Source organism: Bradyrhizobium oligotrophicum, assembly GCF_051168495.1.
GTDB lineage: Bacteria > Pseudomonadota > Alphaproteobacteria > Rhizobiales > Xanthobacteraceae > Bradyrhizobium > Bradyrhizobium oligotrophicum_A.
Genome location: NZ_JBNPVB010000014.1, coordinates 17,674 through 42,594, shown reverse-complemented (window position 1 = coordinate 42,594; position 24,921 = coordinate 17,674). Strand labels below are relative to the sequence as shown.

Genomic DNA, 24,921 nt, shown 5'->3' with positions numbered 1-24,921 from the left:
GATGGGAATTAACGGAGGTTATTGACGGCTGCAGTCGAGCCGCCCGTGCGATCACGTCGTGATCACACCGTCGCGCTTGATCGGCTGTGGCCGGCCGTCGTCGTCGATCGAGACGTAGGTGAAGTTGCCGTCGGTGACGAGGATCGGCTGCTCCTCCTTCCGGCGCAGCACCCAGGCCTCGAGACGCACGGTCATCGAGGTGCGGCCGACGCGCACGAGATGCGCATAGACCGAGACGAGGTCGCCGACATACACCGCCTTGCGGAAGTTCATCGCCTCGATCGCGACCGTGACCGTGCGCGACTTCGCGACCTTGGCGGCGAACACGCCGCCGCCGACGTCCATCTGGCTGAGCAGCCAGCCGCCGAAGATGTCACCATTGGCATTGGTGTCGGCCGGCATCGCCAGGGTGCGGATGCAGAGATCGCCGCGCGGTTCGGTCGGCGCGGCGTGGGCGGTCGGTTCAGTCACGTCAGGAGGTCTCCCATGAAGCCGGCTCTGAGTTGAAGATGGTCGGGCCTCAGTCCGGCCGGATCATCTCGAACATGTCTTCCGCCTTGATCTCGAAATAATCACCGCGGCGGCCGGCACGCACGATCGGATGCGCCAGCGCGGTCTGATAGACGCCGTCCTTGATCAGCGCCTTGTCGATGTGGACGGCGACGACTTCGCCGAGCGTCAGCCAGGCCTGGGCCTTCCTGCCGTCGGCGCCCTGCAGCTGGATGATCTGCGTGACCTTGCACTCGAACGCGACGGGGCTCTCGCCGACGCGCGGCACGTTGACGAACCTGCACGGCACCGGCGTGACGCCAGCGAGTTCGAACTCGTCGACGTCGCGCGCGACATGCGCGGCGGTCGCATTCATCTGGGTGGCGAGATCGCGCGTCACCAGGTTCCAGACGAATTCGCCGGTGTCCTCGATGTTGGCGACCGAGTCCTTCCGCTGCGTCGAGGAGAAGCCGATGATCGGCGGGGTATAGTTGAAGGCGTTGAAGAAGCTGTAGGGCGCGAGGTTGACGTGACCATCCGGATCGCGCGAGGAGATCCAGCCGATCGGACGCGGCGCGACGATGGCATTGAAGGGATCGTGACGGAGGCCATGGCCGTTCTTCGGCTCATAGAAGTGCAGGTCGCGCTCGGTCACGCTGTGGTCCTTTCCGTCATTGCTCGCAATGCGGAAGAACTTATCGTGCAGCGCGGTTCGAACCAAGCCCCACCAGCACGAAATCGATCATCTCGTCGACCGTGGGGCCGGGCTTGGTCGCGCATTGCGCGATCATCTGCGGATGGAAGAAGCGCATCATCGCGGTGCAGGCGCATTTTGCCGCCAGCGGCAGGTCGTTGACCGCGAACTCGCCGGACGCGGCCCCCTGCCCGATCACGCGGCCGATGATCTCGGTGACCAGCAGCATGTGGGCCTCGCACACCTCCCAACTCTGCTCCATCGCCACTGCGACCATCTCGTGCAGCTTGTTGTCGCCGACATAGCGCTCGGTGTTCATGCGGAAGATGGTGCCGAGCAGTTCGCGCAGCCGCGGCGCGGCCGGCCCGCCGCGCTCGGCGATCGCCATCGCCGCCGCCTCCACCTGTCCCATCAGCGTCCGCGCGACGCCTTCGTGGATCGCCTTCTTGGAGTCGAAGAACCGGTAGACGTTCGCCGGGCTCATGCGGAGCTCCTTGGCGATGTCGGCGACGGTCGTCTTCTGGTAGCCGATCTGCCGGAACAGGCGTTCGGCAACGACGAGGATGCGTTCGCGGGTGTCGGGTTCGATGTGTTCAGAAACCAGCGTCATCTTGGCTGCGATCGTCTATCCTTCGAAGTTTCATTCGGCAGCCTCGGCGAGAGGAAGCGCCGGTGCCGGCCGATCAACGTGCTGCGCTGCAGAATGATCCCGCGCAGCTGCCCCGCGCTCATCCAGACTCTTGCGGAACCATAGGGCGTACAATCCCGGCAAGTACAGCAGCGTGAGGAAGGTTGCAACGAACAAACCGCCCATGATGGTGATCGCCATCGGTCCCCAGAAGGCGGAGCGCGACAGCGGGATCATGGCCAGGATCGCCGCCAGCGCCGTCAGCACCACCGGCCGGGCGCGGCGCACGGTGGCCTCGATGATCGCCTCGCGGCGGGTCAGGCCGGAGGTCACGTCGGCCTCGATCTGGTCGACCAGGATCACCGCGTTGCGCATGATCATGCCGGCCAGCGCGATCAAGCCGAGCAGCGCCACGAAGCCGAACGGGGCGTTGGCGACGTTGAGCCCGAGCGAGGCACCGATGATGCCGAGCGGCGCGGTCAGAAACACCAGGAACAGCCGCGAGAAGCTCTGCAGCTGGATCATCAAGAGCGTCAGCATCACGATGACCATCAGCGGAAACAGCACGAAGATCGAGGCATTGCCCTTGGCCGATTCCTCGAACGCGCCGCCGGCCTCGATCCGGTAGGCAGGCTCGAGGCGGTTGCGGATGTCCTGCAGCTTCGGCGAGATCTGGCTGGTGACATCGGGCGCCTGGACGCCATCCGCCACGTCGGCACGCACCGTGATCGCCATGTCGCGGTTGCGACGCCACAGGATCGGCTCCTCGTGGGAATACTCGATCTTGGCGATCTGCTGCAGCGGCACCGCCACGCCGTTCTTCGAGGTGATGGTGAGGTCGCCGACATGGGCGAGATCCAGCCGTTCGGACGGCGCCGCACGGGCGACGACGCCGACCTTCTCGATGCCGTCGCGAATGGTCGTGACCTGCACGCCGGAGATCAGCATCGCCAGCGACTGGGAGACGTCCTGCGGAGTGAGGCCGAGCGCGCGGGCGCGATCCTGGTCGACGACCAGCTTGAGGTAGGGCGACTGCTCGTTCCAGTCGAGCTGCGGATCCCTGACGTTCGGGTTATGGCGCATGACGTCGCGCACCTGATAGGCGATGGCGCGCACCTTGGCCGCATCGGGACCGATGACGCGGAACTGGACGGGGAAGCCGACCGGCGGACCGAAATTGAAACGATCGACGCGGACGCGCGCTTCGTTCAGCGCGCCATTCGCGGCCGCGGTCTCGATCTTGGCCTTGATGCGCTCGCGCGCGGCGACGTCCTTGGCGACGATCACGATCTCGGCGAAGGCCTCGTTCGGCAGTTGCGGGTTGAGGCCGAGCCAGAAGCGCGGCGAGCCCTGCCCGACATAGGCGGTGTAGGTCTCGATGTCCTTGTCGTCCTTCAACAGCGCCTCGGCCTCGCGCGCCGCCTTCTCGGTGATTCCGAACGCGGTGCCCTCCGGCAGCCGCAGCTGCAGGAACAGCTCCGGCCGCTCCGACAGCGGAAAGAACTGCTGCTGGACGTGGCCGAAGGCCACGATCGATGCCGCGAAGGCGCCAACCGTCGCGGCGACGGTGGTGATGCGATGCGTGACGCACCAGCGCACGATGGCGCGCAGGCCGCGATACATGCGCGTGTTGTAGACCGCGTGCTCGTCATGGCCGTGATGGGCCTTCATGTCGGGCAGCAGCTTGACGCCGATATAGGGCGTGAAGATCACGGCGACGAACCATGACGCCACCAGCGCGATGGCGACGATCCAGAAGATGCTGCCGGCATATTCGCCGACCGCCGAATTGGCGAAGCCGATCGGCAGGAAGCCGGCGGCCGTGACCAGGGTTCCGGTCAGCATCGGGAATGCGGTGGAGTCCCAGGCAAAGGATGCCGCGCGCATCCGGTCCCAGCCCTGCTCCATCTTCACCACCATCATCTCGACCGCGATGATGGCATCGTCGACCAGGAGCCCGAGCGCAATGATGAGGGCACCAAGCGAAATGCGGTGCAGGTTGAGCCCCATGATGTTCATGACGATGAAGACGAGCCCGAGCACCAGCGGCACCGACAGCGCCACGACGATGCCGGTGCGCCAGCCGAGCGCCAGGAACGACACGAACAGCACGATCACCAGCGCCTCGACGAACGAGTGCACGAACTCGCTGACGGCATGCTCGACCACCTTGGGCTGGTCGGCGATCTGCTCGATCTCGATGCCCTGCGGCACGGCCTTCATGAAATCGTCGGCAGCCGCGTGGACCTCCTTGCCGAGATCCAGGATGTTGGCCTCCTTGGCCGTGACGACGCCGATGCCGAGCGCGGGCTTGCTCTCCTGCCGCACCTTGAAAGTCGGCGGATCGACGAAGCCGTGGGTGACCGTGGCGATGTCGCCGAGCCGGAACACGCGTCCGTTGCTTTCGACCGGCGTTTCCGCGACCGCCTTGGCGCCGTCGAGCGCGCCGGTGACGCGCAGCGGCACGCGCTGCGACGAGGTCTCGACGGTGCCGGCCGGGGTCACATTGTTCTGCTTGGCAAGCGAATCGAACAGCGCCTGCGGCGTGATGCCGAGAGTGGCGAGCTTGGCATGGCTGAACTCGACATAGATGCGCTCGTCCTGGGTGCCGTAGAGATTGACCTTGGTGACACCGGGGACCTTGAGCAGGCGCTGGCGCAGGCCTTCGGCGGCCTTCTTCAGCTGCGCGTAGTCGGCGCCGTCGCCTGTCATCATGAACAGGATGGAATCGACGTCGGAGAACTCGTCATTGACGAACGGTCCAACGATGCCCGACGGCAGCGCGGACTGCACGTCGTCGAGCTTCTTGCGGATCAGATAGAACAGATGCGGCACCTCGGCCGGCGGCGTCGAGTCGCGGAAGGTCACCTGCATCGCGGCGAAGGCCGGCTTCGAATAGGTCTGCACCTTCTCGAAGTAGGGCAGCTCCTGCAGTTTCTTCTCGATGGGATCGGCGACCTGGCTCTGCATCTCCATGGCGGTCGCGCCCGGCCACACCACCGAGACGTTGACGACCTTGACGGTGAAGAACGGATCTTCGGCGCGGCCGAGCTTCTGATAGGAGAAGAAGCCGGCGACACCGAGCGCGACGATCAGAAACAGCACCAGCGGCGGATGATTGACCGCCCAGGCCGACAGGTTGAACCGCTTCATGGCACTCTCCGATGAGGACCTAATTGCTTCGCGCTTCGGTGGCCTCATCCTTCGAGACGGCGCTGCGCGCCTCCTCAGGATGAGGATTTAGCTCCTCATGGTGAGGAGCGCGGCAGCGCCGCGCGTCTCGAACCATGAGGCCGTCACGCCATCAGAACGTCAGCGCCGAGACGACGCGCACGTTCTGGGTGGGATCGATCTTCTGCACGCCGAGCGCCACGACCTTCTCGCCTTCGTCGACGCCTGACGTGACGAGCACGTCCTTGCTGTCATAGGCCTTCACCTTCACCGGCTTCAGCGTCACCTCGCCCTTGTCGCCAACGACATAGAGCGATGGATCGCGGCCGTCGCTGAACAGCGCCGACAGCGGCAGCCGCGCGACGCGCGTGGTGGCGGGATCGGCGAGGGTCAACGTCGCAGTCATGCCGAGCGAGACGGCGTCGCCGGCGTCCGGCAGCGAGAACTTGGCGAGATAGGTGCGGGTCGCGGAATCGGCGGTGGGCGCGATCTCGCGCAGCTTCGCTGCATATTTCTTGTTGGCCACCGACCACAAGGTGACGTAGGCGCTGCCGGTCTTGGCGCGTTCGAGCAGTGTCTCCGGGATTGCGACCACGGCCTCCTTCTCGGCGAAACGCGCGACACGGATCGCGGCCTGGCCGGCGGCAACGACCATGCCGGGCTCGATCATGCTCGCGGTCACGACGCCGTGCGCGTCCGCAACGAGCGTCGCGTAGGATAGCGAGTTGCGGGTCAGCTCGACCGAGCGTTCGGCACGGTTGAGGCGCGCCCTCGCCTCGTCAGCGGACGCCCTGGCCTGGTCCATCTGGGCATCGGTGGTCCAGCCCTTGGTTCGCAGCTCCCTGGCGCGGGTCTCAGCGGCGGAGGCCTGCGCCAGCACGCCGGTGGCGGCGCGGAATTCGGCTTCGGCCTGCTCGGCCTGGAGCTTCAGGTCGACCTCGTCGAGCGTGGCGAGCGGCTGGCCGATCTCGACGGCCTGACCGACCTCGACCAGGCGCTTGGCGACCTTGCCGGCGACGCGGAAGCCGATATCGGCCTCGATTCGCGGCCGGATGGTGCCGACGAAGCTGCGCTCGGGCGTCTCGGCCTCGTAATGCACGGGCGCGACCAGAACCGGCCGGACCGGCTCGGCCTTCTGGGCGACGGTTTCATTGCACCCGGCCAGAGCGGCGGCCATCGTGGCCAACGCGAGACCAGTCAACAGCTTGGAATAGCTCGCGAAAATCAGGCGGATCAACATGGGGGCACCCTCGCTGCAGTTGCGAGGAAGTGTCGATTGTCGAGTGACGATTGTCAATATTCGTCAGCAATAATGACTTCGTGAACATCCTGACATGTTGCCGCAGGTGCTTAGTCGATCGGGCAGACAGCCTTCCGGGCAGCCCTGGTCATTCCGGGGCGACGGCACCCGCGGGCGAACCCGAGATACCGAGGTGGTTGGCACGATCAGCCGATGGGTGATTTTAGGTCTGCAATCGTCGGCCGATTGCGTGGTCGCTATTCCGCCGGCGCCCCACCGGCGAATTCGACCTTGCTCTCATGGCCGCCGAAGAACACCAGCAGCCCCGCGATCAGCGGCAACAGCGATAGCGCGAGCAGGCCGTGGGTCGCAGAGCCCGTCGTGTCCTTGATCCAGCCGACCAGATAGGGCCCGCCGAAGCCGGCGAGATTGCCGACCGAATTGATCAGCGCGATCGCGCCGGCTGCGGCCGTGCCCGACAGCCACGCCGTCGGCAACGTCCAGAACACGCCGAACACGCAGAACACGCCGATCGCCGCCACCGTGAGCGCGACCATCGTGAGTGTCGGATCGCCGATGACGCTGGACGCCGCCAGCGCCACCGCGATCAGGATCAGCGGCGCGCCGACATGCATCACGCGCTCGCGCGTCGCATCCGAATGCCGCGCCCACAGGATCATGGCGGCGGTGCCGAAGGCATAGGGAATCGCCGTGACGAAGCCGGTCTGGACATTGCTCAGCCCGAACGCCTTGACGATCTGCGGCAGCCAGAACTGCATGCCGTAGAGCGCCCCGACGAAGCCGAAATAGATGAGGCTGAGCATGATCACCTTCGGCGAGGACAGCGCCTCGCCGAGCGTCATGTGGCCGGCGGCCTGTTTGGCCGCGGTCTCGGCCTCGAGCCGCGCGGCAAGCCAGGCCTTCTGCTCCGCCGACAGCCAGCTCGCATGCTCCGGCCGGTTGGTCAGGTAGAACCAGGTGACGAGGCCGAGCACGACGGACGGGATTCCCTCGACGATGAACAGCCACTGCCAGCCCCTCAGACCCATGGTGCCGTCGAGCCCGAGCAGCAGGCTCGAGACCGGCGCGCCGATCACGGTCGAGACCGGAACGGCGACCGCGAAGGCGGCGAGGAAGCGCGCGCGATACTGCGCCGGGTACCAATAGGTGAGATAGAGGATGATGCCGGGAAAGAAGCCCGCCTCGGCGACGCCGAGCAGGAAGCGCAACGTGTAGAAGCTCCAGGGGCCCGAGACCAGCGCCATCAGCGCCGAGATGATGCCCCAGGTCACCATGATGCGCGCGATCCAGCGGCTGGCGCCGAACCTCTCCAGCGCCAGGTTGCTCGGCACCTCGAAGATGAAATAGCCGATGAAGAAGATGCCGGCGCCCCAGGCGAACACCAGCGGCGAGAACTTGAGCTCCGCGTTCATGGTCAGCGCGGCGAAGCTGAGATTGACGCGGTCGAGATAGGAGAAGAAATAGGCGAGCACCAGGAACGGGATCAGGCGCCACGAGATGGCGCGAATGGTCGCGGCCTCGATGTCGGAGCGGCCGGAAGCGGCCGGCATGGTGGCGGACAGACTCATTGATCTCCTCCCCGGAGCTTTGCGGAATTGGTAGTTGATGGCGGTGTTGAGCATCGGTCGTGGCAAGTCAATCGGAAAACCTGATCTCCCACAGCCGCGCGACGCATCGCCGGGGCGCGGCGCGCGCATGACGCCGCCCTCATCCCCCGATAGTCCGAGCCGCGCGGACGAGCGCCTCCGTGCTGCGAGCGCGCTTGCCACGGCGCTGATCGTGATCGCGCTGGGGCTCGCCCTGCGGTTCTATGGTCTCGGTCTCGGCCTTCCCGCCTTGATCGTCAAATACGGTGGCTCCATCCTCTGGGCGATGATGGTCTATCTGCTGCTCGTTGCACTCCTGCCACGGCGGTCGCCGCGGCAGATCGGCGGGCTCGCGCTCGCCGTCGCCGTAACCGTCGAAGCCTCCCGGCTGATCCACACGCCCTGGCTCGATAGCTTCCGCCTGACGCTGGCAGGCGCGCTGCTGCTCGGGCGGATCTTCTCTGCATGGAACATCGCGGCCTATGCGGTCGGCATCCTCATCGGGATCGGGATCGAGCGCATCGTGAGGCGGCCCGGTTCGACATAGGGCCGCCAGCGGCGAGGCGCGATCTCCACCGATGGCTTAGATCGGCCGGGCACCGGCACGGCTGAAGAAGGCGTTCAGTTCCTCGGCCAGGACCGCAGGCTGCTCTTCCGGAATGTAGTGGCCGCACGAGGAAATGGTGATGCCCTCCACGTGCTCGGCGACCTCCCTGAGCGGCGCGGCCATGTCCACGATCGATCCCTGGTCGGCGCCGATGGCCAGCACCGGCGGCTTCAGCTTGCCCTTGGCCTTCAGCTGGCGGTTCTGGCGCGCCGACAGTTCGGCGGCACGGTAGTAGGCGAGCCCCGCGCGCAAGCCGCCGGCCTTGGTCAGCACGCGGGCGTATTCGTCGAGATCGCGTTCCGAGAACGCTTCGGGACTGGCGCACTTCCGGCGCAGGAACCAGGCGAGATAGTCGCGCTCGCGGCCTTGGATCAGCATCTCCGGGAGATCCGCGACGGCGTGGAACGCGAAGTGCCAGGTGCGCCACGCGCGATCCGGCGCGAACGGCAGCGCCTCGGGCAGCGTGACGCCGGGAATTCCCGCATCGAGCAGCGCCAGGCTGCGCAGCTCGGCTTCGAACAGCGCAGCAAAGGGATAGGCGACCCACGCACCGATATCGTGAGCCACCAGATGATAATGGGTGACGCCGAGTTGCTGCAGCAGGCCATGCACTGCGGTGGCCAGGGTCTGAGTGTCGTAGCCATCGGCTGGCCGGTCCGAGTCCCCCTGCCCCGGGAGATCCGGCGCAATGACCCGATAGCGCGACGCGAGCAGCGGCATGACCTTGCGCCAGGCAAACCAGCTTTCGGGGAAGCCGGCGAGCAGCACCACGACCTCGCCATCCGGCGGCCCGCCGCTGACATAATGCAGCCTGACGCCGTCGACGGTCTCGAAGCGGTGGGTGAATCCCGGCAACGACGAATCGTCGCAACCGAACGGCTCCGCCGCGACCAGCCGCGACGGACTCTTGGCATTCATCAACGCAGGCATATTTCCTTCTCCTAATTATAGAATAAACGTTTCCTAATTTGACACGGCTTCATGCAAACAGGGCCGCGGCCTGGTTTGCGACGCGCATCATCTCGCTCTTCGCGCGCCCGGTCTTGCCGACCACCCGCAAGCCCTGGATCACGCAGAACAGAGCGCCGGCGACGGCGTCCGGATCGAGCTCCGGCCGGATCGATCCATCGGCCTGACCAAGCCTGATCAGGTCGCGCAACGCGGTCTCGACCCGGCGCAATGATCCGCGGACCTTGGCGGCGGCCTCCGCGTCCAAGGTGGCGAGTTCGGTCGCGCTGGTGACGACGAGACAGCCGCGCCGGCCCTCACCGTCGCTGGCGGAATCGGCGTAGAATTGCAGCAGGGCCTCGAGCTTGCCGCGGCCGCTATGCTGCGCGTCGAGGCGTTCGCGGACCTGTCGGTCGCGGCGCGCGATATAGTGGTCGAGCGTCGCCAGGAAGATCGCGCGCTTGTCCGCGAAGGCCTTGTAGAGGCTGCCGGTGGCGAGCTTCATGGCGGCGCGCAATTCGGCCAGCGATGCGCCGTGGTAGCCGCGCTCGCTGAAGACCACCAGAGCCCTGTTCAGGGCGGTGTCCATGTCGAACTCGCGCGGCCGACCGGGCCCGCGGTACTCAACAGAATGCTTTTGCGACCTCGTCATTCCCCCTTTTAGGAAACATTCGTTTCCTAATCAAGAGCCTTGAACGCTTCTTCGACGAGGAGGTCAATCGCCGAGCTGAAACCGCTGGAACCGGTGCAATTCGTCCTCGATGACCCGCTTCAGCGCCTTGCGGTGCTCGCCACGCGCCGCCTTGCCCGTGCCGACCCAGCTCCATTTCTGCATCAGGAGCCTGCCGTTCTGGCGGTCGGTCTTGAGATCGAGCGCTGCGACGATCTCGTCGCCGACCAGGACCGGCAGCGCGAAGTAGCCGAACAGACGCTTGTCCTTCGGGACATAGGCCTCGAACCGATGGTCGTAGTCGAAGATCGCCTGCGTCCGCTTGCGCTGGATGATCAGCGGATCGAACGGCGACAGGATGTGCACGCGCGCGGGATCGATCTCGATCGTCTCCGCCAGCGCCGCGGGCGTGGCCCAATGCTCCTGCCTGCCGGCGCCTTCGAGCGCGACCGGCAGCAGCTCGCCGCGCCTGACCCGGCTCGCGATGACGCGGCGGACGTCCGCCTTTCGTGCCGCGCTGAGATGGCACAGCGAATCGAGGCTGACCACGCCTTGTGCGCGCAGGCCGCGGTCGACCAGATAGGCCGCGATCTCGCGCTCGGTCGCCCCCTTCGGCAGCCGCTCCCAGCCGAAATGCCGGGTGGTGAGATCGTAGGTCTTGAGCATGCCGTCACGACCGGCCACCGTCAGCAGGCCCTCGTAGAAGCCGAGCTGCAGCGCCCGCTTCGACGGCTTGCGGCTGGCCCAGGCGTGGTCCTTCTCGCGCAGTTCGTCGTCGTCGATGTCGCGGATGGTCAGCGCGCCGCCCTGGCGGATCAGCCGCATCACCTTGCGCGTGTCCTCGGGCTTGACGGTCTGCAGCCAGCGATGCCCCTCGCGGCGATAGCGCCGCATCGCCGGCACGAAATAGCGGAAGTCCTGCAGCGGCACATAGGACAGCGCGTGGGTCCAATATTCGAACACGGTCTTGTCGCCGCTCTGCGCCTGCCTGAGATCGGCGCGCCGATAGGCCGGGATGCGGCTGAACAGGATGTGGTGATGGCAGCGCTCGATCACGTTGATGGTGTCGATCTGCACATAGCCGAGATGAGCGATCGCCGCGGCGACCGCTTCGGGACCTGCACCGAACGGCGCCTCGGCATCGAGACGCTGGGCGCGCAGCCAGAGACGGCGGGCGGCGATCTTCGACAACGGGATGGGAGCGGGAATGGCGGGCATGACCGCGCGATCGTGCGAGATTCGGCCCTGCTCCCGCAACGGCAATCAGCCGCGGAGACGCGCGAGCCGACCTACTGCTTCGGCTTGTCCGGGTTGCTGCCGGTGGCGATCTCGGCCTTGCAGCTCGCACGGCCCGGATCCGCCGCGCGGCACTTGTAGATGCGGCCGGTCAGGCGGTCGACCAGCCAGGCCGTATCATCGGAGGGACTTTCCAGGCCGACGTAGCGATTGCCGACGGCGGTGATCAGTGTGGATAGCAGGATGGCGGCCGCGATGATTCCCGCCCCGATCAGGGTCGACATGGAACTCGCGGACCCCGGCGGATCCTGGCTGCCCGTCCGGTGGGACTGGTAGTCGCGCCTCGGTGAGTTGAACACGGCCTTGCTTTTCTGTTTGCGTTTCTTGAACTCAATTCGCCCGTCGCCTGCGTCGCTCCTCCCGTTTGCGATTTTTTTCCGGCGATGGATATCCGGTAGAACCGCATCTGGCCGATTTGTTGTTCGCAGACGGCCGGGCGCCGATGGCGTTGCGACAACGTTCCGCCATGTGGCGTCTTGCGCGGCTCAAGTGGGGTTCCGCAATGCGTGACCTCGATCACATTCGAACGCATTGAACCGGTTTTATCGTCCAAGCATCCAATGGCCATGAGCCATGACACCCGAGGATGATGACGATGACCGGTTATTTTGGACGTTTTACAGTTCGGGCGGCGGCATTTTCCGCCGTGCTGGCGATGAGCGCAGGCGCCGCTCTCGCCGGGGAGGCCGTGTCCGCCGACCAGATCCTGAACGCGCTGAAGCCGAAATCGGCGACGCGCGGCCTGTCGGTCGGAGCGCAGGCTGCGCCGCCGGTCGATGCGGCGGCGCAGGCCAAGCAATCGGCCTTCCTCGACAGCATGCGCAACCGCAAGACGCGCTCGCTGTCGCTCGGCGAGCGCGCGCAGATCGCCGAGCTCGCCGCGACCAAGCCCAAGATCGATCTCGAGATCCAGTTCGACTACAACTCCGCCGAGATCAGCAAGACCTCGATGCCTGCGGTGCAGGAACTCGGCAAGGCCTTGTCCGATCCGACCCTGAAGGGCTCGACCTTCGTGGTCGCCGGCCACACCGACGGCATCGGCGGCGACAGTTTCAACCAGGATCTGTCCGAGCGCCGCGCCGATACCATCAAGCGCTATCTGGTCGAGAAGTTCGCCCTCGCCGGCCCGGACCTCGTCACCGTGGGTTATGGCAAGTCCAAGCTGAAGGACGCGGCCAACCCCGCCGATCCGCTGAACCGCCGGGTCCAGGTCGTCAACATGGACACCAAGACCGCCGCGGCGAAGTGAACGTCACGGCGTGTCCAGCACCTCGCGGATCTTGGTGCTGAGCATCGTCCGGTTGAGCGGCTTCTGCAGCAGCGCAACGCCGGGATCGAGCCGTCCCTGATGGACGATGGCGTTGCGCGAATATCCTGTCATGAACAGCACCTTCAGCTTGGGATTGGCGCTGCGCAGATCTTCCGCCAGCTGACGCCCATTCATGCCGGGCATCACGATGTCGGTCAGCAGGAGATCGACCTCCAGGGACACGCGCGCGAGCAGGGCCAGCGCGGCGGGTGCGTCCGGCGCCTCATGCACGGAATAGCCGGCTCCACCAGCGTCTCGGCGATATAGCTGCGCACCTGGGGTTCGTCCTCCACCACGAGCACGGTCTCACTCCCGCGGCTGCCGACGATCGCGGCTTTGCTCTCCGGCACGTCGGCCGCCGCATTGCGGGCCCGTGGCAGATAGATCTTCACCGTCGTGCCCTCGCCGACCTCGCTGTAGATGTTCACATGACCGCCTGACTGCTTGACGAAGCCATAGACCTGGCTGAGACCGAGGCCGGTGCCCTGCCCCGGCTCCTTGGTCGTGAAGAACGGATCGAAGGCCTTTTCCATCACGTCGCGCGGCATGCCCACTCCCGTGTCGGTGATCGCGATCTGGACATATTGGCCGACCTGGATATCGCCGTGCTGGCGCGCATAGCTTTCGTCGATGAAGCTGTTCGACGTTTCGATCGTCAGCTTGCCCTGGCCGTGCATGGCGTCCTTGGCGTTGACGACGAGGTTGAGGATTGCGGCCTCCATCTGGCTCGGATCGACCTCGACCTGCCACAGCCCGGCGCTCTCGACGATCTCGACATGGATGGTCTCGCCGAGGGTGCGCCTGAAGAAGTCGGACATGCCCGCGAGAAGCTTGTTGACGTTGGTCAGCCTGGGATCGAGCGGCTGGCGACGGGCGAAGGCCAGCAGCCGCTGCGTCAGGGTCGCGGCGCGCTGCGCGCCGCTCGCCGCGTGGGCGATGGCCCGTCCCAGACGGTCGCGCGTGGCGTCGCCCTGCATGCGTAGAGCGCGCTCGGCGATCTCCAGATTGCCGCTGATGATGGTGAGCAGGTTGTTGAAATCATGAGCCACGCCTCCTGTCAGTTGACCGACCGCCTCCATCTTCTGGGCATGGCGCAGCATGTCCTCCGCCTCCCGCCGCTGCCGGCTCTCGACGATGAGCGCCGCCTCGGCGGCCCGCAACTGCGCCGGAGACGGGATGGCCAGGAGCTTCGGCAGCAGCGGCCACAGAATCGCTGCGGTGAGGATCGACGCCAGCGCGGTCGCTGCCTTGACCATGCCTTCGATGCCGTAGATCGGAACCCACAGCGTGACGATCGACAGGACGTGGGTCACGCCGCACGCCATGATGAACAATGCGAAGGCCCAGAAGAGGAATCCGAAGTCGACATCTCTCCGCTTGGAGACGAACAATGTCAGCGCCACCGGGATCGAAAAGTAGGCCGCAGCAATCACGGCATCGGACGCGACATGAAGCCAGATCAGTTCGGGTTCCCACAGCAGACAGATCCCGTGTGGAGAGAACGTCGACGAATCGAGCAGCCGCTGAAACCATCCCAACATCGCGCTGTGCCCCCGGCCTCGTCTCGAGGCTGTGCGAAACTGGCCGTGCGTGATCGGCGCGTCAAGCAACAGAGGTGGGGAACCCGAGGGAACATCGAGACTGCATCCATAGCGACGGTCAGATCCAGCTCTGGAACAGCATCAGCCGCGTGAAGGTCCGCATCGTCGTGCCGATGAAGGCCGCGCTGACGGGCAGCATCGCGACGAAGCCGGCGACCGCGACCGCGACGTAGCTCCACATCGCCCAGCGCGGCATGCGCATCAGCACGTGGACCAGCGCGAGGCTCGCCAGCGTCGCCGACGGCAGATAGTAATAGAGAAAGCTCAGCGCGCGCGGTAGCAGCGCCCAGGGCAGCCAGCAGCCGAGATAGAACGCCAGGATCAGGAACGCGGTTGCGCTGCGGGTTGCGATGAAATCCCTGACGCAGACGGCGAGCGCCGGAAGCGCCGGCCACAGCACCAGCGGATTGCCGAGCAGCACCACCGCGGCGATGTCGGTATCGCTCGCCCTATCGAACAGGAACCAGACCGGACGCACGAGCAACGGCCAGCTCGGCCACGCGCTCATATAGGTATGACCCGCAATTGCCGTCGTAATACTGTCGGCGAAGATGCGACGTTGCGCCTCGAAGATCGCCGTGACCGACAGGCCGTGCAGCGGAATGAAGGTCGCGAGATAGGAGAGAGCCGGCATCACGACGAGGCAGAGCAGGATGTGCGTCCATCTCAGCCCCGGCCACTGCTCCGGCTGATACCAGTCCGTCGGCTCGCCGTCGCCGAACGAGGTCTGCCAATGCTGTAGGAGCTTGATCAGCGCCACGATCAGAAGCGCGGTCAGCAGCGGAAACAACCCGCTCCATTTGCAGGCGACGGCAAGGCCGAACAGCGCGCCGGCCAGTGCGAACAGGAACTGCGGCCGCCGTGTCCGGAAGCCGAAGAGAAACGCCGCGATCGCGAGCAGGCTGAAGCCGAGCGCGCCGATGTCGAGCATCGCCATGCGCGCCTGCACGAACAGCATCTGGTTGAAGAAGGCAAGCAGCGCCGCGGCGATCGCGGCCCATTGCGCGGCGAACAGCGCGAGGCCGCACAGATAGATCGCGGTCACGGCGAGGGCGCCGAGCACGGTACCGGGATAGCGCCAGGCGAAGGCATTGTCGCCGAACGTCCTGATCGACAGCGCGATCAGCTCCTTGGCGAGCGGCGGATGCATTGGATTGAGCTGCGGCGCCGCCGGCGCCAGTCCCAGCATCTGCCGTGCCGCCGGCACGTAGTGGACCTCGTCGAAGACGAAGCGGGGCGGCGACGCCAGCCCGATCATCAGCGCGACATGGGCGATCACGAAGATCGCGAACGCCGTCAGCGCACCGCGTCGCAGCGAGACGGCATCATCCTGAGCCGCATCGCCGGTGTCGTCGTCATCGATGCAACGTGCATCAGATACCTTTGTGGGCATGCGATTGAACTGATGTCACGATCGGCGCAACTCATCAACGGACATGTATCAAGGCAGACTTGTGTCCATTTTACAACAACCTCGACGTCGGTCTTTCGCTAGATTGGTCGGGTGATGAGCGCCGGTGTTGAGATGAGTTTGCGTCGCCGAATATTCGTCATTGCGCTGTCCGTCGTGCCCCTGCTGGGCGTGGCGGCGGGAGCTCGTGCGGACGGCCGTATCGGCGAGGCGGTGCTGGTGCAGAAGGACGTGCTGCGCATAGCGGGCGCGGCGACGAGCCCGCTCAGCGTCGGCGATGGCGTCGTCCGCAACGAGACGGTGCGCACCGGCAGCGACAGCGCCGCGCGGCTCGTGATGATCGACAGCACCAATCTGTCGCTCGGTGCCAATGCCAGCCTGACGCTCGACCGCACCGTGTTCAACGACGAGACCAGCTACCGCGACATCGCGATCCGTCTCGGCACCGGCGCCTTCCGCTTCGTCACCGGCCATTCCGACAAGGCGGCCTACAAGATCAACACGCCGCTGGCGACGATCGGCGTGCGCGGCACCATCCTCGACATCCGCTCGCAGCGCGGCCAGACGATGGTCGTACTGCAGGAAGGCGCGTCGCGCGTCTGTACCCTCACCTTCCAATGCATCGAGCTCACCCAGCCGGGCGATACCGCGATCATCACCGCGACCGGCCAGGGCAGGAGCACGATCGGCAAGACCAACAATCCGTCCTGGAGCTTCGCGGCGACCTGTACGTCGACGACCGGCCTTTGCACCGTCACCGATCTCGCCAGCAACGCGCCGCCGCAGGACTTCACCGGCATTCTGTGCGGGCGGTGATGATGGAACCGCGCCGTCAACGACTCGCTTTGCTGACCGCCATCGCCGGCGGGCTGCTCGCGGTCGCTTTACAAGCCGCGCCGGCGGCAGCGCAGAGCAGTTGCAGCGTGGATAATTTCAACGCCTCGCCATGCCCGACGTCTTCGCCGACCTCTTCACCATCACCGACCTCGTCGCCGTCGCCGACCCCGTCGCCAACGGCGACGCCCACGCCCTCTCCCACGGTTTCGCCGACGCCTTCGCCGACCCCGACCGGCGCCGGAAACAGCGCGAACGCGATCAACGGCCTCGCCGACCAGCGCTTCAACCAGATGATCACCAACCGCGTGCTGGGCCTGGTCCTGCTCGGCGTCAACGAGCAGGTCAATTGCAACGACTGCATCAGCGCGTTCGGCTCGGCCGGCTCGTTCTCGGCCGGCATCCACGGCCGCAAACAGCTCACCAGCAATCTCGCGCTACTCGCCGGCCTCGCCTATACGCACTATGACGAGAACGGCTATCACGTGACGTCGGCGCCGATCGGCGCCTTCGCGCTGCGCTACGATTTCGCCGACTGGGGCTCGTCGCGGCCGTTCTTCGACATCGGCACCATCCTGACCCCGTATGAGAAGGTGCGCTACGGACGCAGCTACTCGACCAGCCTCGGCAACGTGACGGTCGACGGCACGACCACCGCGTCGAACTACGCGGTCTACGGCCGCGCCGGCTGGATCGGCCGGGTGTCGGCGCGCGACGAGGTCGCAGCCTCGGTCGAGGTGTGGCAACTATGGCAACGAGTGGCCGGCTATCGCGATCCCACCGTGGCATTCAACCCGTTCGACGCGTCGATCGCCGCCGGAACCGACCGCACCAGCCTGGTGAAGATCGGCGGCCAGTGGACCCATCTGTTCGGCACGAGCGTCGAGGCCAACGTCAATGGCGGCTATGTGCAGTCGTTCGCCGCCAGGTCCGGTATCGTCGCGACCGTCACCGGCAACGGCACGGTGACGCCCGCCATGGGCAACCAGGGCTGGTTCGAACTCGGCGGCCGGCTCGGCTTCCGCCTCTCCAAAGGGTGGATCGCCGACCTGTTCGTCAACGGCACTCTGGGGCCGCAGCCGGTCGGCAACACCATCCACGGCGGCGTCGGGCTGCGGATCAATTACTAGCGCCGAGGCCGCGACACCGACAATCTCCAGTTGATTCGGCGCGGGACGCGGGTGCACCATCCCTGAGCAAAAGAAGGGAGGACGATGCCGTGCCCAAGCCCCGCGTTCGCGTCTACATCGACTATAAGAGTCCTTACGCCTTCGTGGCCAGCGCGCCGCTGTTCGCGCTGGAAGAGAACGAGGGCGTCGAGCTGGAATGGCTGCCCTACACGCTGAGGATCCCGGAATTCATGGGCGGAACGCACGCCGCATTTCTGGCGCAAGGTGCGCTACCTCTACATGGATGCGCGGCGCTTCGGCAACGTGCAGGGGCTGACCATCAAGGGGACGCGGCGGATCTATGACGCCTTCTATTCCAGCGCCGGCATGCTGTTCGCGCAGCGGGGCGGTTTCTTCCGTCCCTATCACGACGCCGTGTTCCGCCGCTTCTGGAATCACGACATCGAGCTCGACGACCTCGCGGCGATCAGCGGCATCGTCACCGAGTTCGGCGGTTCGGCCGGCGACTTCGAGGCCTATGTCGAAGGCCCGGCACGGGCCGAGCACGACCGCATCATCGACGAGGCCGAGAGCCTCGGCGTGTTCGGCGTGCCGACCATGGTGTTCAACGGCGAGCTGTTCTGGGGCGGCGATCGCATTCCGCAGTTGATCGAGCGCATTCGCGATCCCTCGACCGCCGACCTCGCGCTCGGCCGCAATCGCGCCTGAGGCTCCCGCTGCAGGCGCCGTTCCGGACTGCCTTCCCGCACGCGGCTGTTGCATTGGCGCCGCCTCCTTTTATATGATGATCGTCATCCAATGGCACTTGCGCCGATGGAGCAGCACCGGAGCTTCCGCACCATGGCGCTCGACGATCCCATCTCCCGTCGCGCTGCGCCGGGCGCGGCTGAAACGCCCCCCGGCAGCCAGCGCGCGAGGCCGTCCACAGGCAGATCCGGAGGCGACACCCGCGCCGCGCTGCTCAACGGTCCGATCCTGCCCGCGCTGGTCCGCCTGGCGCTGCCGACGATGTCGGTGCTGGTGGCGCAGACCGCGGTCAACGTCGCCGAGGCCTATTATGTCGGCCTGCTCGGCACCGACGCGCTCGCCGGCGCCGCGCTGGTGTTCCCGCTCTTCATGCTGATGACGATGATGTCGAACGGCGGCATCGGCAGCGGCGTGTCCTCGGCCGTGGCCCGCGCCGTTGGCGCGGGGCGGACCGCCGATGCCGACGCGGTCGCCTTCCATGCCATCGTGCTCGCGGTGATCGCCGGCAGCCTGTTCACGCTGGCGACCCTGCTGCTCGGCCCGGCGCTGTATCACGCGCTCGGCGGCCGCGCCGGCGCGCTGGAGGCGGCGGTGCGCTATTCCAACTATCTGTTCGCCGGCGCCATTGCCGTGTGGATCGTCAACCTGCAGGCGGCGGCACTGCGCGGCGCCGGCAACGTGCGGGTGCCGGCGCTGGTCACGCTGATCGGCGCGCTGGTGATGATCCCGGCCTCGCCGATCCTGATCTTCGGTCTCGGGCCGATGCCGGCGCTCGGCATCGCCGGTGCCGGCATCGCCTTCGGCCTCTACTACTGCGGCGCCATGCTGGTGCTCGTCCGCTACATGGCCTCGGGCCGCTCCAGCCTGCATGTCCGCGTCGCGCCGCTGCAACTGCGGCTGTTCGCCGACATTCTCAAGGTCGGCCTGCCCACGGCATTCAATGCCGTCATGGTCAACCTCACCGTGATCCTGGTGACCGCGCTCGCCGCCCGCTTCGGCACCTCGGAGCTCGCGGCCTACGGCATCGCTTCACGGCTCGACTACATCATGATCCCGCTCCTGTTCGGGCTCTGCACGGCCACCCTGACCATGGTCGGCATCAATGTCGGCGCCGGCCAGGGCGCCCGGGCCCGCCGCATCGCCGTGACCAGCGCGCTGACCGGCGCGGCGCTGGTCGGCGTGATCGGAGCCGTGGTCGCGCTGCATCCGCCGCTCTGGCTCGCGCTGTTCAGCCACGATGCCGACGTGCTGCGCGAGGGGGCGACCTATCTGCGCATCGTGGCGCCGGCCTATGCCGCGCTCGGCTTCGGCTTCGTGCTCGCCTTTGCCGGCCAGGGCGCCGGTCACGTGCTGTGGCCGTTCCTGGCCTCGATCCTGCGCGTCCTGATTGCAGCCGGCGGCGGCGCGGTCGCGGTGGTGTGGCTGGGCGGCGGCATGGCATCGCTGGCCGCGATGATCACGCTGTCGCTCGTCGCCTATGCGCTGCTCTGCAGCCGCGTGCTGTCCGGCCGGATCTGGACGTCGACATCCGGTTAGTTGGGCGCTGCTCCGCGCATTGTCAGTGACGCGAAATCGTTTCGACTGCAACCTGCAGGCAATTTCGCCTCTACTACTCTCGTGCGCATTCGAATCGGTTGCTACCAACGCGACGCATGACCAGGCGATCGTCGGCGATCGTCAGAACAGACTAATAACCTTGGGTTCCAGCGCCCGCGCTTGCGGCCTGCTTTGTGGAACCGGATTCAGACGGCGGTAATGTCTCGCGGCCACTTCCTGCAGCGGGGCTCGCGAGCGTCGGCGCGAAGCTCCGGACACAGAAGCAGAAAGCGTGGCACATGACCGCATCGACTTCGCCCGGACTCCTCCGCTCCCAGGTCCGCCGTTTCCGGCGGGCGGATGGCGGCCAGATCAGCATGATCTTCGCCATTTCCATCATCCCGATCATCGTTTCGATCGGCGCCGCCATCGACTTCGCCAAGTCGAGCGACACCAAGACCCAGCTGCAGAAGGCGGTCGATGCCGCCGTTCTGGCCGCGGTGGTCCAACCCGGCGCGCAGCAGAGCGCGACGGCGGGCTCGGTTTTCAAGGGCGATTTCGCCGGGCGCTTCGGCACGGACGTGAAAGCCACCTTCACGTCCAACACTGACGGTTCGCTCACCGGCACCGCGACGGCCACCGTGCGAACCTCGTTCCTGAACGTGATGGGCACCTCATCGCTCGGGGTGGCGGTCTCGGCCACCGCCAAGGCCGGCGCGCAGAGCAGGACGCCGGTCTGCATCCTGCTCGTCAGCACGTTGAACTCGCAGTCGCTGCTGGTCAATTCCGGTGCGCAGCTCAAGGCCCCGAGCTGCGAGGTGCACGTGCTGTCGACGCAGAACCCGGCGGCCATCTTCAACGCCACGCTGAACGTCAAGCGCGTCTGCATCAAGGGATCGACCATCATCAAGAACGGCGGCGTCACCCCGCCGGCCGAGACCGGTTGCGCGGCGATCTCCGATCCGTTCGCGGGCACGCTGCCGGCGGTCACGGTCGGGGCGTGCACCACCAACAACAAGGTCTACGATCCCGGCTCGGTCACGCTCGGTCCCGGCGTCTATTGCGGCTCGACCAATTTCAACGGCTCCGGCACGCTGACGCTCAATCCCGGCCTGTACGTCATCAAGGGCACGATGACCTTCAACTCCGGCTGGACGGTCACCGGCAACGGCGTCACCTTCTATCTCGTCGATCAGAACGCGACGCTGACCTTCAACGGCAACGTCAACGCGACGCTGTCGGCGCCGACCTCCGGCACCTACGCCAACATCCTGATGTACGAACCGAACGGCCTGTCGACCACCAACCTGCCGATCAACGGCACCAGCAGTTCGTCCTACACCGGCCTGATGTATCTGCCGAGCCGCAACGTCACCATCAATTCCGTATCGACCATGGCCAGCAACAGCGTGACCATGGTGTTCAACACGCTGATCCTCAACCAGACCAACTGGACCATCGCGCCCGGCGCGCTGTCGATGTCGGTGGCGAACGGCCCGGCGGGAACGGCGCATCTGTCGAGATAGCAGCCTTTCCTCCTGACGCTTCACGCGTGACGTTCTGGTCTTCGTCGCCGGAACGCGCAGCTCGCCTCGACGACGAGCGCGAGATCGGTGATCTCAGCGCCCGCCACAGCCCCACTGCGCCCCCCTCTCCCCGTTCGTCACGGGGAGAGGCGGCCGCGCGCATGGTGGCGGCTGAGATTTATCATGCGAATCGGTCAGCATCCGCAGCTTGGAGCCCGACCGAACGCGTCGCTCCGGCGAGTCGCCACGCCCCCACTGGCACGCCCGTGGCTGCAACGCGTCGGCGAACGACCGCGCCCTTTCATGACGCCGCATTCGCGAGGGCTCACGCTTTCGTCACCACTCCCACCTTGACTTCACCAACCAATTCCAGAATTGTTACGTTATAACATTACATAAGAGACCGCATGTCCGCCCGCCGGCACCGCCCCCTCCCCCTCAAGAGGCTGTTCGATCTCGATGCGCAAACTCCCCGTCACGGTCTTGTCCGGCTTCCTCGGGGCTGGGAAGACCACTTTGCTGAACCACATCCTGAACAACCGCCAGGGCCTGAAGGTGGCGGTGATCGTCAACGACATGAGCGAGGTGAACATCGATGCGGACCTCGTTCGCGATGGCGGTGCCAATCTGTCGCGGACGGATGAGCAACTGGTCGAGATGACCAATGGCTGCATCTGCTGCACGCTGCGCGACGATCTCCTGAAGGAGGTCCGCGCGCTGGCCGAGAGCAGCCGCTTCGACTATCTCGTGATCGAATCGACCGGCATCTCCGAGCCGCTGCCGGTGGCCGCGACCTTCGACTTTCGCGACGAACACGGCATGAGCCTGTCGGATGTCGCCCGGCTCGACACGATGGTGACGGTGGTCGACGCGGTGAACCTGCTCCATGACTACGCATCATCCGACTTCCTGGCACAGCGCGGCGAGGCGCTGGACGGCGACAAGCGCGCGCTGGTCGACCTGCTGGTCGAGCAGATCGAGTTCGCCGACGTGGTGGTGCTGAACAAGATCGACGACGCCAGCGCCGAGCAGCGCGATGCCGCGCGAAAAATCATCCGCTCGCTCAACCCCGATGCCGAAATCGTCGAGACCAGCCACAGCCGCGTGCCGCTGGACCGCGTGCTCGCCACCGGCCGCTTCGACTTCGAACGCGCCCAGCAGCACCCGCTGTGGTACAACGAGCTCTACGGCTTCGCCGATCATGCGCCGGAGACCGAGGCCTATGGCGTGACGAGCTTCGTCTATCGCGCCAGGCGTCCGTTCATTCCGGCTCGTTTCGACCAGTTCCTGCGCGAGCCATGGCCGGGCGTGATCCGCGCCAAGGGCCATTTCTGGCTGGCGACGCGGCCGCAATGGCTCGGCGAGATCAGCCAGGCCGGCGCCCTGGTGCGTACCAGCGCGCTCGGCTTCTGGTGGGTGGCGGTGCCGCACAAGCTGTGGCCGGAGGACCCGGCCTGGCGCGCGCGCATGGTCGAGCGCTGGGACGAGATCTATGGCGACCGCCGCCAGGAGATCGTGTTCATCGGCAGCAACATGGAAGAGGCCGGCCTGCGCGCGCGGCTCGACGCGTGTCTGCTGCCGGGCAAGCCTGCGATGGATGTCGCCGCATGGGCCCGGCTGTCCGATCCGTTTCCGGTCTGGCGGCGTGGCGACGAGGCGGCTTGAGACGAGAACACGGCCGCAGCCGTGGCTGACGAACAGCGCGCGCGACGGTCGCCCCTGCCGCACGCGCCGAGGGGGCGGTATAGCCGCTCCCGCCATGGCGAGGCCGTCGCACGATGGCCTCGCCATTTTCTGACGGTCGCAGCGAGGTCAGGACTTCGTCTCCGCCGGATCGCGGTGCACCGGGTCGATCCACAGCACGGTCTCCGGCTTCTCGACCGGCTCGATGTCGATGTTGATCGCGACCGCCTCGCCGTCGCTGCGCACCAGCACGCATTCCAGCACCTCGTCGGGGCTGGCGTTGATCTCCTGGTGCGGCACGTAGGGCGGCACGAAGATGAAGTCGCCGGGGCCGGCTTCGGCGGTGAACTGCAACTGCTCGCCCCACCGCATCCGCGCCTTGCCCTTCACGACATAGATCACGCTTTCGAGATGGCCGTGATGATGCGCGCCGGTCTTGGCATCCGGCCTGATCGTCACCGTGCCGGCCCACAGCTTCTGGGCGCCGACGCGCGCGAAATTGATCGCGGCCTTGCGGTCCATGCCGGGTGTCGACGGCACGTTGGAATCGAGCTGATTGCCGGGGATGACCCGCACGCCATCGTGCTTCCAGCGCTGACCGGCATCATCATGGGAGTGGCCGTGCGCGTGATCGTGAGAACCTGACATGATTTTCGTCTTCTCGGATTGCTATCTCGGGAGGGAACCGGCAGCGACCTTAGTGCAAATGCCCTGGCGATGCCACGCGGGTTCCAACGAACCTTTTCCCATCGACCGCGTTGTCCACGCGTCAAAATTCACAACGGAGGATGAAGTCATGGGTGCAACCACGGACAAGATCAAGGGCACCGCCAACGAGATCATCGGCAAGGCGAAGCAGGGCATCGGCGAAGCCACCGGTTCCGAGCGCCTTGAGGGCGAAGGCGTCGCGCAGGAAATCAAGGGCAAGGGCCAGAAGGCGCTCGGCGATGCCAAGCAGGCGACCAAGGACGCGGTGAACACCGCCGCCGGCGCCGCCAACAAGAATCTCTGAGCGCGCGCCGTCGATACGGCACTGCCGATCACGCGACGACCATTAGGCAGGACCGGCCCCTCACGGGGCCGGTTTTGTCGTGTCTGTTAGTTATCTGAGCACGCAATTTTCTGAGCACGATTGTGAGCACTTCTGAAAAGCGCAGCATATTTTCGGCCATCAGCCGAGCAATGCCGTTCAATATAGCCTCCTTGCGGGAGAGTGCGCATCATGCGCATCGCAGTCGTCTACCAGGACAAAGCCGGTGGTCGCGACTGCTCACATGCCGCCTACTTCACGCCCAGCAGTTCGACGTCGAACATCAAGGTCGCGTTCGGCGGGATGACGCCGCCGGCGCCACGCGCGCCGTAGCCGAGTTCCGGCGGAATGATCAGCGTGCGCTTGCCGCCGACCTTCATGGTGGCGACGCCCTCGTCCCAGCCGGCGATGACGCGCTTCATGCCGATCGGGAATTCGAACGGCTCGTTGCGATCGACCGACGAGTCGAATTTCTTGCCCTTCTGGCCGTTCTCATAGAGCCAGCCCGTGTAGTGCATCACGCAGGTCTGACCGCGCGCCGGCGACGCGCCGGTGCCTTCCTGGGTGTCGATGATCTGCAGTCCGGATGCCGTGGTCATGGTTTTTCCTGTCGGTTTGGCTGAGCTGCTCTGGGCCAAGGCCGGACGAGACAGCGACGCGATGGCCGTGCCCGCAAGCACGAGCGCCGCCGCCGTCATCATGATCTTCGCAGTGCTGAGACGCTGCATCCTTGGCTGCCTTCGCTGGTTCGAGAGGCGGCCTCT

Annotated in this window: 23 protein-coding genes and 1 pseudogene; 10 read left to right on the top strand and 14 right to left on the bottom strand. The window is 66.0% G+C overall.

Going from position 1 to position 24,921, the window contains the following annotated elements; all coding sequences use genetic code 11:
• Positions 1-51: 51 nt before the first annotated feature.
• The 6 genes from ACQR1B_RS24305 to ACQR1B_RS24280 all read right to left on the bottom strand — a co-directional run bounded on the left by ACQR1B_RS24305 (position 52) and on the right by ACQR1B_RS24280 (position 7,811).
• Complete coding sequence (locus tag ACQR1B_RS24305; RefSeq protein WP_434836427.1) at positions 52-471, bottom strand: acyl-CoA thioesterase; 420 nt, start codon at positions 469-471, stop codon at positions 52-54.
• A 49-nt stretch (positions 472-520) separates the two neighbouring features.
• On the bottom strand, positions 521-1,144 hold the full coding sequence (locus ACQR1B_RS24300; RefSeq protein ID WP_434836428.1) for a flavin reductase family protein: 624 nt from the start codon (positions 1,142-1,144) through the stop codon (positions 521-523).
• 40 nt (positions 1,145-1,184) lie between these two features.
• The gene (locus tag ACQR1B_RS24295; RefSeq protein ID WP_434836429.1) at positions 1,185-1,793 is read right to left on the bottom strand and encodes a TetR/AcrR family transcriptional regulator; all 609 of its coding nucleotides are present in this window, start codon (positions 1,791-1,793) and stop codon (positions 1,185-1,187) included.
• A 30-nt stretch (positions 1,794-1,823) separates the two neighbouring features.
• On the bottom strand, positions 1,824-4,964 hold the full coding sequence (locus ACQR1B_RS24290) for an efflux RND transporter permease subunit (protein WP_434836430.1): 3,141 nt from the start codon (positions 4,962-4,964) through the stop codon (positions 1,824-1,826).
• Positions 4,965-5,115: 151 nt separating this feature from the next.
• Positions 5,116-6,222, bottom strand: coding sequence for an efflux RND transporter periplasmic adaptor subunit (locus ACQR1B_RS24285; RefSeq protein ID WP_434836431.1), 1,107 nt, complete (start codon positions 6,220-6,222; stop codon positions 5,116-5,118).
• 257 nt (positions 6,223-6,479) lie between these two features.
• The gene (locus tag ACQR1B_RS24280) at positions 6,480-7,811 is read right to left on the bottom strand and encodes an MFS transporter (RefSeq protein ID WP_434836432.1); all 1,332 of its coding nucleotides are present in this window, start codon (positions 7,809-7,811) and stop codon (positions 6,480-6,482) included.
• A gap of 127 nt (positions 7,812-7,938) precedes the next feature.
• Between ACQR1B_RS24280 and ACQR1B_RS24275 the strand changes: the two genes are divergently transcribed.
• Positions 7,939-8,376: a DUF2809 domain-containing protein gene (locus ACQR1B_RS24275; RefSeq protein ID WP_434836433.1), complete on the top strand. Its 438-nt coding sequence runs from the start codon at positions 7,939-7,941 to the stop codon at positions 8,374-8,376.
• A gap of 36 nt (positions 8,377-8,412) precedes the next feature.
• On the opposite strand, the gene ACQR1B_RS24270 is transcribed toward ACQR1B_RS24275, so the two are convergent.
• The 4 genes from ACQR1B_RS24270 to ACQR1B_RS24255 form a co-directional block, all read right to left on the bottom strand.
• The gene (locus tag ACQR1B_RS24270) at positions 8,413-9,366 is read right to left on the bottom strand and encodes an alpha/beta fold hydrolase (protein WP_434836434.1); all 954 of its coding nucleotides are present in this window, start codon (positions 9,364-9,366) and stop codon (positions 8,413-8,415) included.
• A gap of 49 nt (positions 9,367-9,415) precedes the next feature.
• On the bottom strand, positions 9,416-9,973 hold the full coding sequence (locus ACQR1B_RS24265; protein WP_434836435.1) for a TetR/AcrR family transcriptional regulator: 558 nt from the start codon (positions 9,971-9,973) through the stop codon (positions 9,416-9,418).
• Positions 9,974-10,099: 126 nt separating this feature from the next.
• On the bottom strand, positions 10,100-11,272 hold the full coding sequence (locus ACQR1B_RS24260) for a winged helix-turn-helix domain-containing protein (protein ID WP_434836436.1): 1,173 nt from the start codon (positions 11,270-11,272) through the stop codon (positions 10,100-10,102).
• Between the two features lie 71 nt (positions 11,273-11,343).
• Positions 11,344-11,574 carry a hypothetical protein gene (locus ACQR1B_RS24255; RefSeq protein ID WP_434836437.1) on the bottom strand — a complete coding sequence of 77 codons (231 nt, stop codon included), beginning with the start codon at positions 11,572-11,574 and terminating at the stop codon, positions 11,344-11,346.
• 371 nt (positions 11,575-11,945) lie between these two features.
• Between ACQR1B_RS24255 and ACQR1B_RS24250 the strand changes: the two genes are divergently transcribed.
• Positions 11,946-12,599 carry an OmpA family protein gene (locus tag ACQR1B_RS24250; protein ID WP_434836438.1) on the top strand — a complete coding sequence of 218 codons (654 nt, stop codon included), beginning with the start codon at positions 11,946-11,948 and terminating at the stop codon, positions 12,597-12,599.
• A 3-nt stretch (positions 12,600-12,602) separates the two neighbouring features.
• On the opposite strand, the pseudogene ACQR1B_RS24245 reads toward ACQR1B_RS24250, so the two are convergent.
• Both ACQR1B_RS24245 and ACQR1B_RS24240 read right to left on the bottom strand, forming a co-directional pair.
• A pseudogene (locus ACQR1B_RS24245) lies at positions 12,603-14,200 on the bottom strand (ATP-binding protein).
• A gap of 118 nt (positions 14,201-14,318) precedes the next feature.
• A complete protein-coding gene (locus ACQR1B_RS24240) occupies positions 14,319-15,653 on the bottom strand; it encodes a phospholipid carrier-dependent glycosyltransferase (RefSeq protein ID WP_434836439.1) in 1,335 nt (444 codons plus the stop codon).
• Positions 15,654-15,785: 132 nt separating this feature from the next.
• Between ACQR1B_RS24240 and ACQR1B_RS24235 the strand changes: the two genes are divergently transcribed.
• From ACQR1B_RS24235 to zigA, 7 genes are all read left to right on the top strand, one after another.
• Positions 15,786-16,487 carry a FecR family protein gene (locus ACQR1B_RS24235; protein WP_434836440.1) on the top strand — a complete coding sequence of 234 codons (702 nt, stop codon included), beginning with the start codon at positions 15,786-15,788 and terminating at the stop codon, positions 16,485-16,487.
• Positions 16,487-17,635 (top strand): hypothetical protein, encoded by a 1,149-nt coding sequence (locus ACQR1B_RS24230; RefSeq protein ID WP_434836441.1) that lies wholly within the window; start codon positions 16,487-16,489, stop codon positions 17,633-17,635. The genes ACQR1B_RS24235 and ACQR1B_RS24230 overlap by 1 nt, the downstream gene beginning before the upstream one ends.
• Before the next feature lie 89 nt (positions 17,636-17,724).
• Complete coding sequence (locus tag ACQR1B_RS24225) at positions 17,725-17,979, top strand: hypothetical protein (RefSeq protein ID WP_434871378.1); 255 nt, start codon at positions 17,725-17,727, stop codon at positions 17,977-17,979.
• Positions 17,915-18,343, top strand: coding sequence for a DsbA family protein (locus ACQR1B_RS24220; protein WP_434871377.1), 429 nt, complete (start codon positions 17,915-17,917; stop codon positions 18,341-18,343). Before ACQR1B_RS24225 ends, ACQR1B_RS24220 begins: the two co-directional genes overlap by 65 nt.
• Positions 18,344-18,475: 132 nt before the next feature.
• Positions 18,476-19,918: an MATE family efflux transporter gene (locus ACQR1B_RS24215; protein ID WP_434836471.1), complete on the top strand. Its 1,443-nt coding sequence runs from the start codon at positions 18,476-18,478 to the stop codon at positions 19,916-19,918.
• A 299-nt stretch (positions 19,919-20,217) separates the two neighbouring features.
• Complete coding sequence (locus ACQR1B_RS24210; RefSeq protein ID WP_434836443.1) at positions 20,218-21,444, top strand: pilus assembly protein TadG-related protein; 1,227 nt, start codon at positions 20,218-20,220, stop codon at positions 21,442-21,444.
• A gap of 459 nt (positions 21,445-21,903) precedes the next feature.
• Positions 21,904-23,109, top strand: a complete 1,206-nt coding sequence (zigA, locus tag ACQR1B_RS24205) for a zinc metallochaperone GTPase ZigA (RefSeq protein WP_434836444.1) — start codon at positions 21,904-21,906, stop codon at positions 23,107-23,109.
• A gap of 147 nt (positions 23,110-23,256) precedes the next feature.
• Here the strand turns inward: zigA and ACQR1B_RS24200 are convergent, their stop codons facing one another.
• Entirely contained in the window at positions 23,257-23,775 is a 519-nt protein-coding gene (locus ACQR1B_RS24200) for a cupin domain-containing protein (protein WP_434836445.1), read from the bottom strand.
• Between the two features lie 148 nt (positions 23,776-23,923).
• On the opposite strand from ACQR1B_RS24200, the gene ACQR1B_RS24195 reads away from it, so the two are divergent.
• Positions 23,924-24,139, top strand: a complete 216-nt coding sequence (locus ACQR1B_RS24195; protein WP_434836472.1) for a CsbD family protein — start codon at positions 23,924-23,926, stop codon at positions 24,137-24,139.
• A 269-nt stretch (positions 24,140-24,408) separates the two neighbouring features.
• Here ACQR1B_RS24195 and ACQR1B_RS24190 read toward each other — a convergent pair whose 3' ends face one another.
• On the bottom strand, positions 24,409-24,885 hold the full coding sequence (locus tag ACQR1B_RS24190) for an FKBP-type peptidyl-prolyl cis-trans isomerase (RefSeq protein ID WP_434836446.1): 477 nt from the start codon (positions 24,883-24,885) through the stop codon (positions 24,409-24,411).
• Positions 24,886-24,921 lie beyond the last annotated feature (36 nt).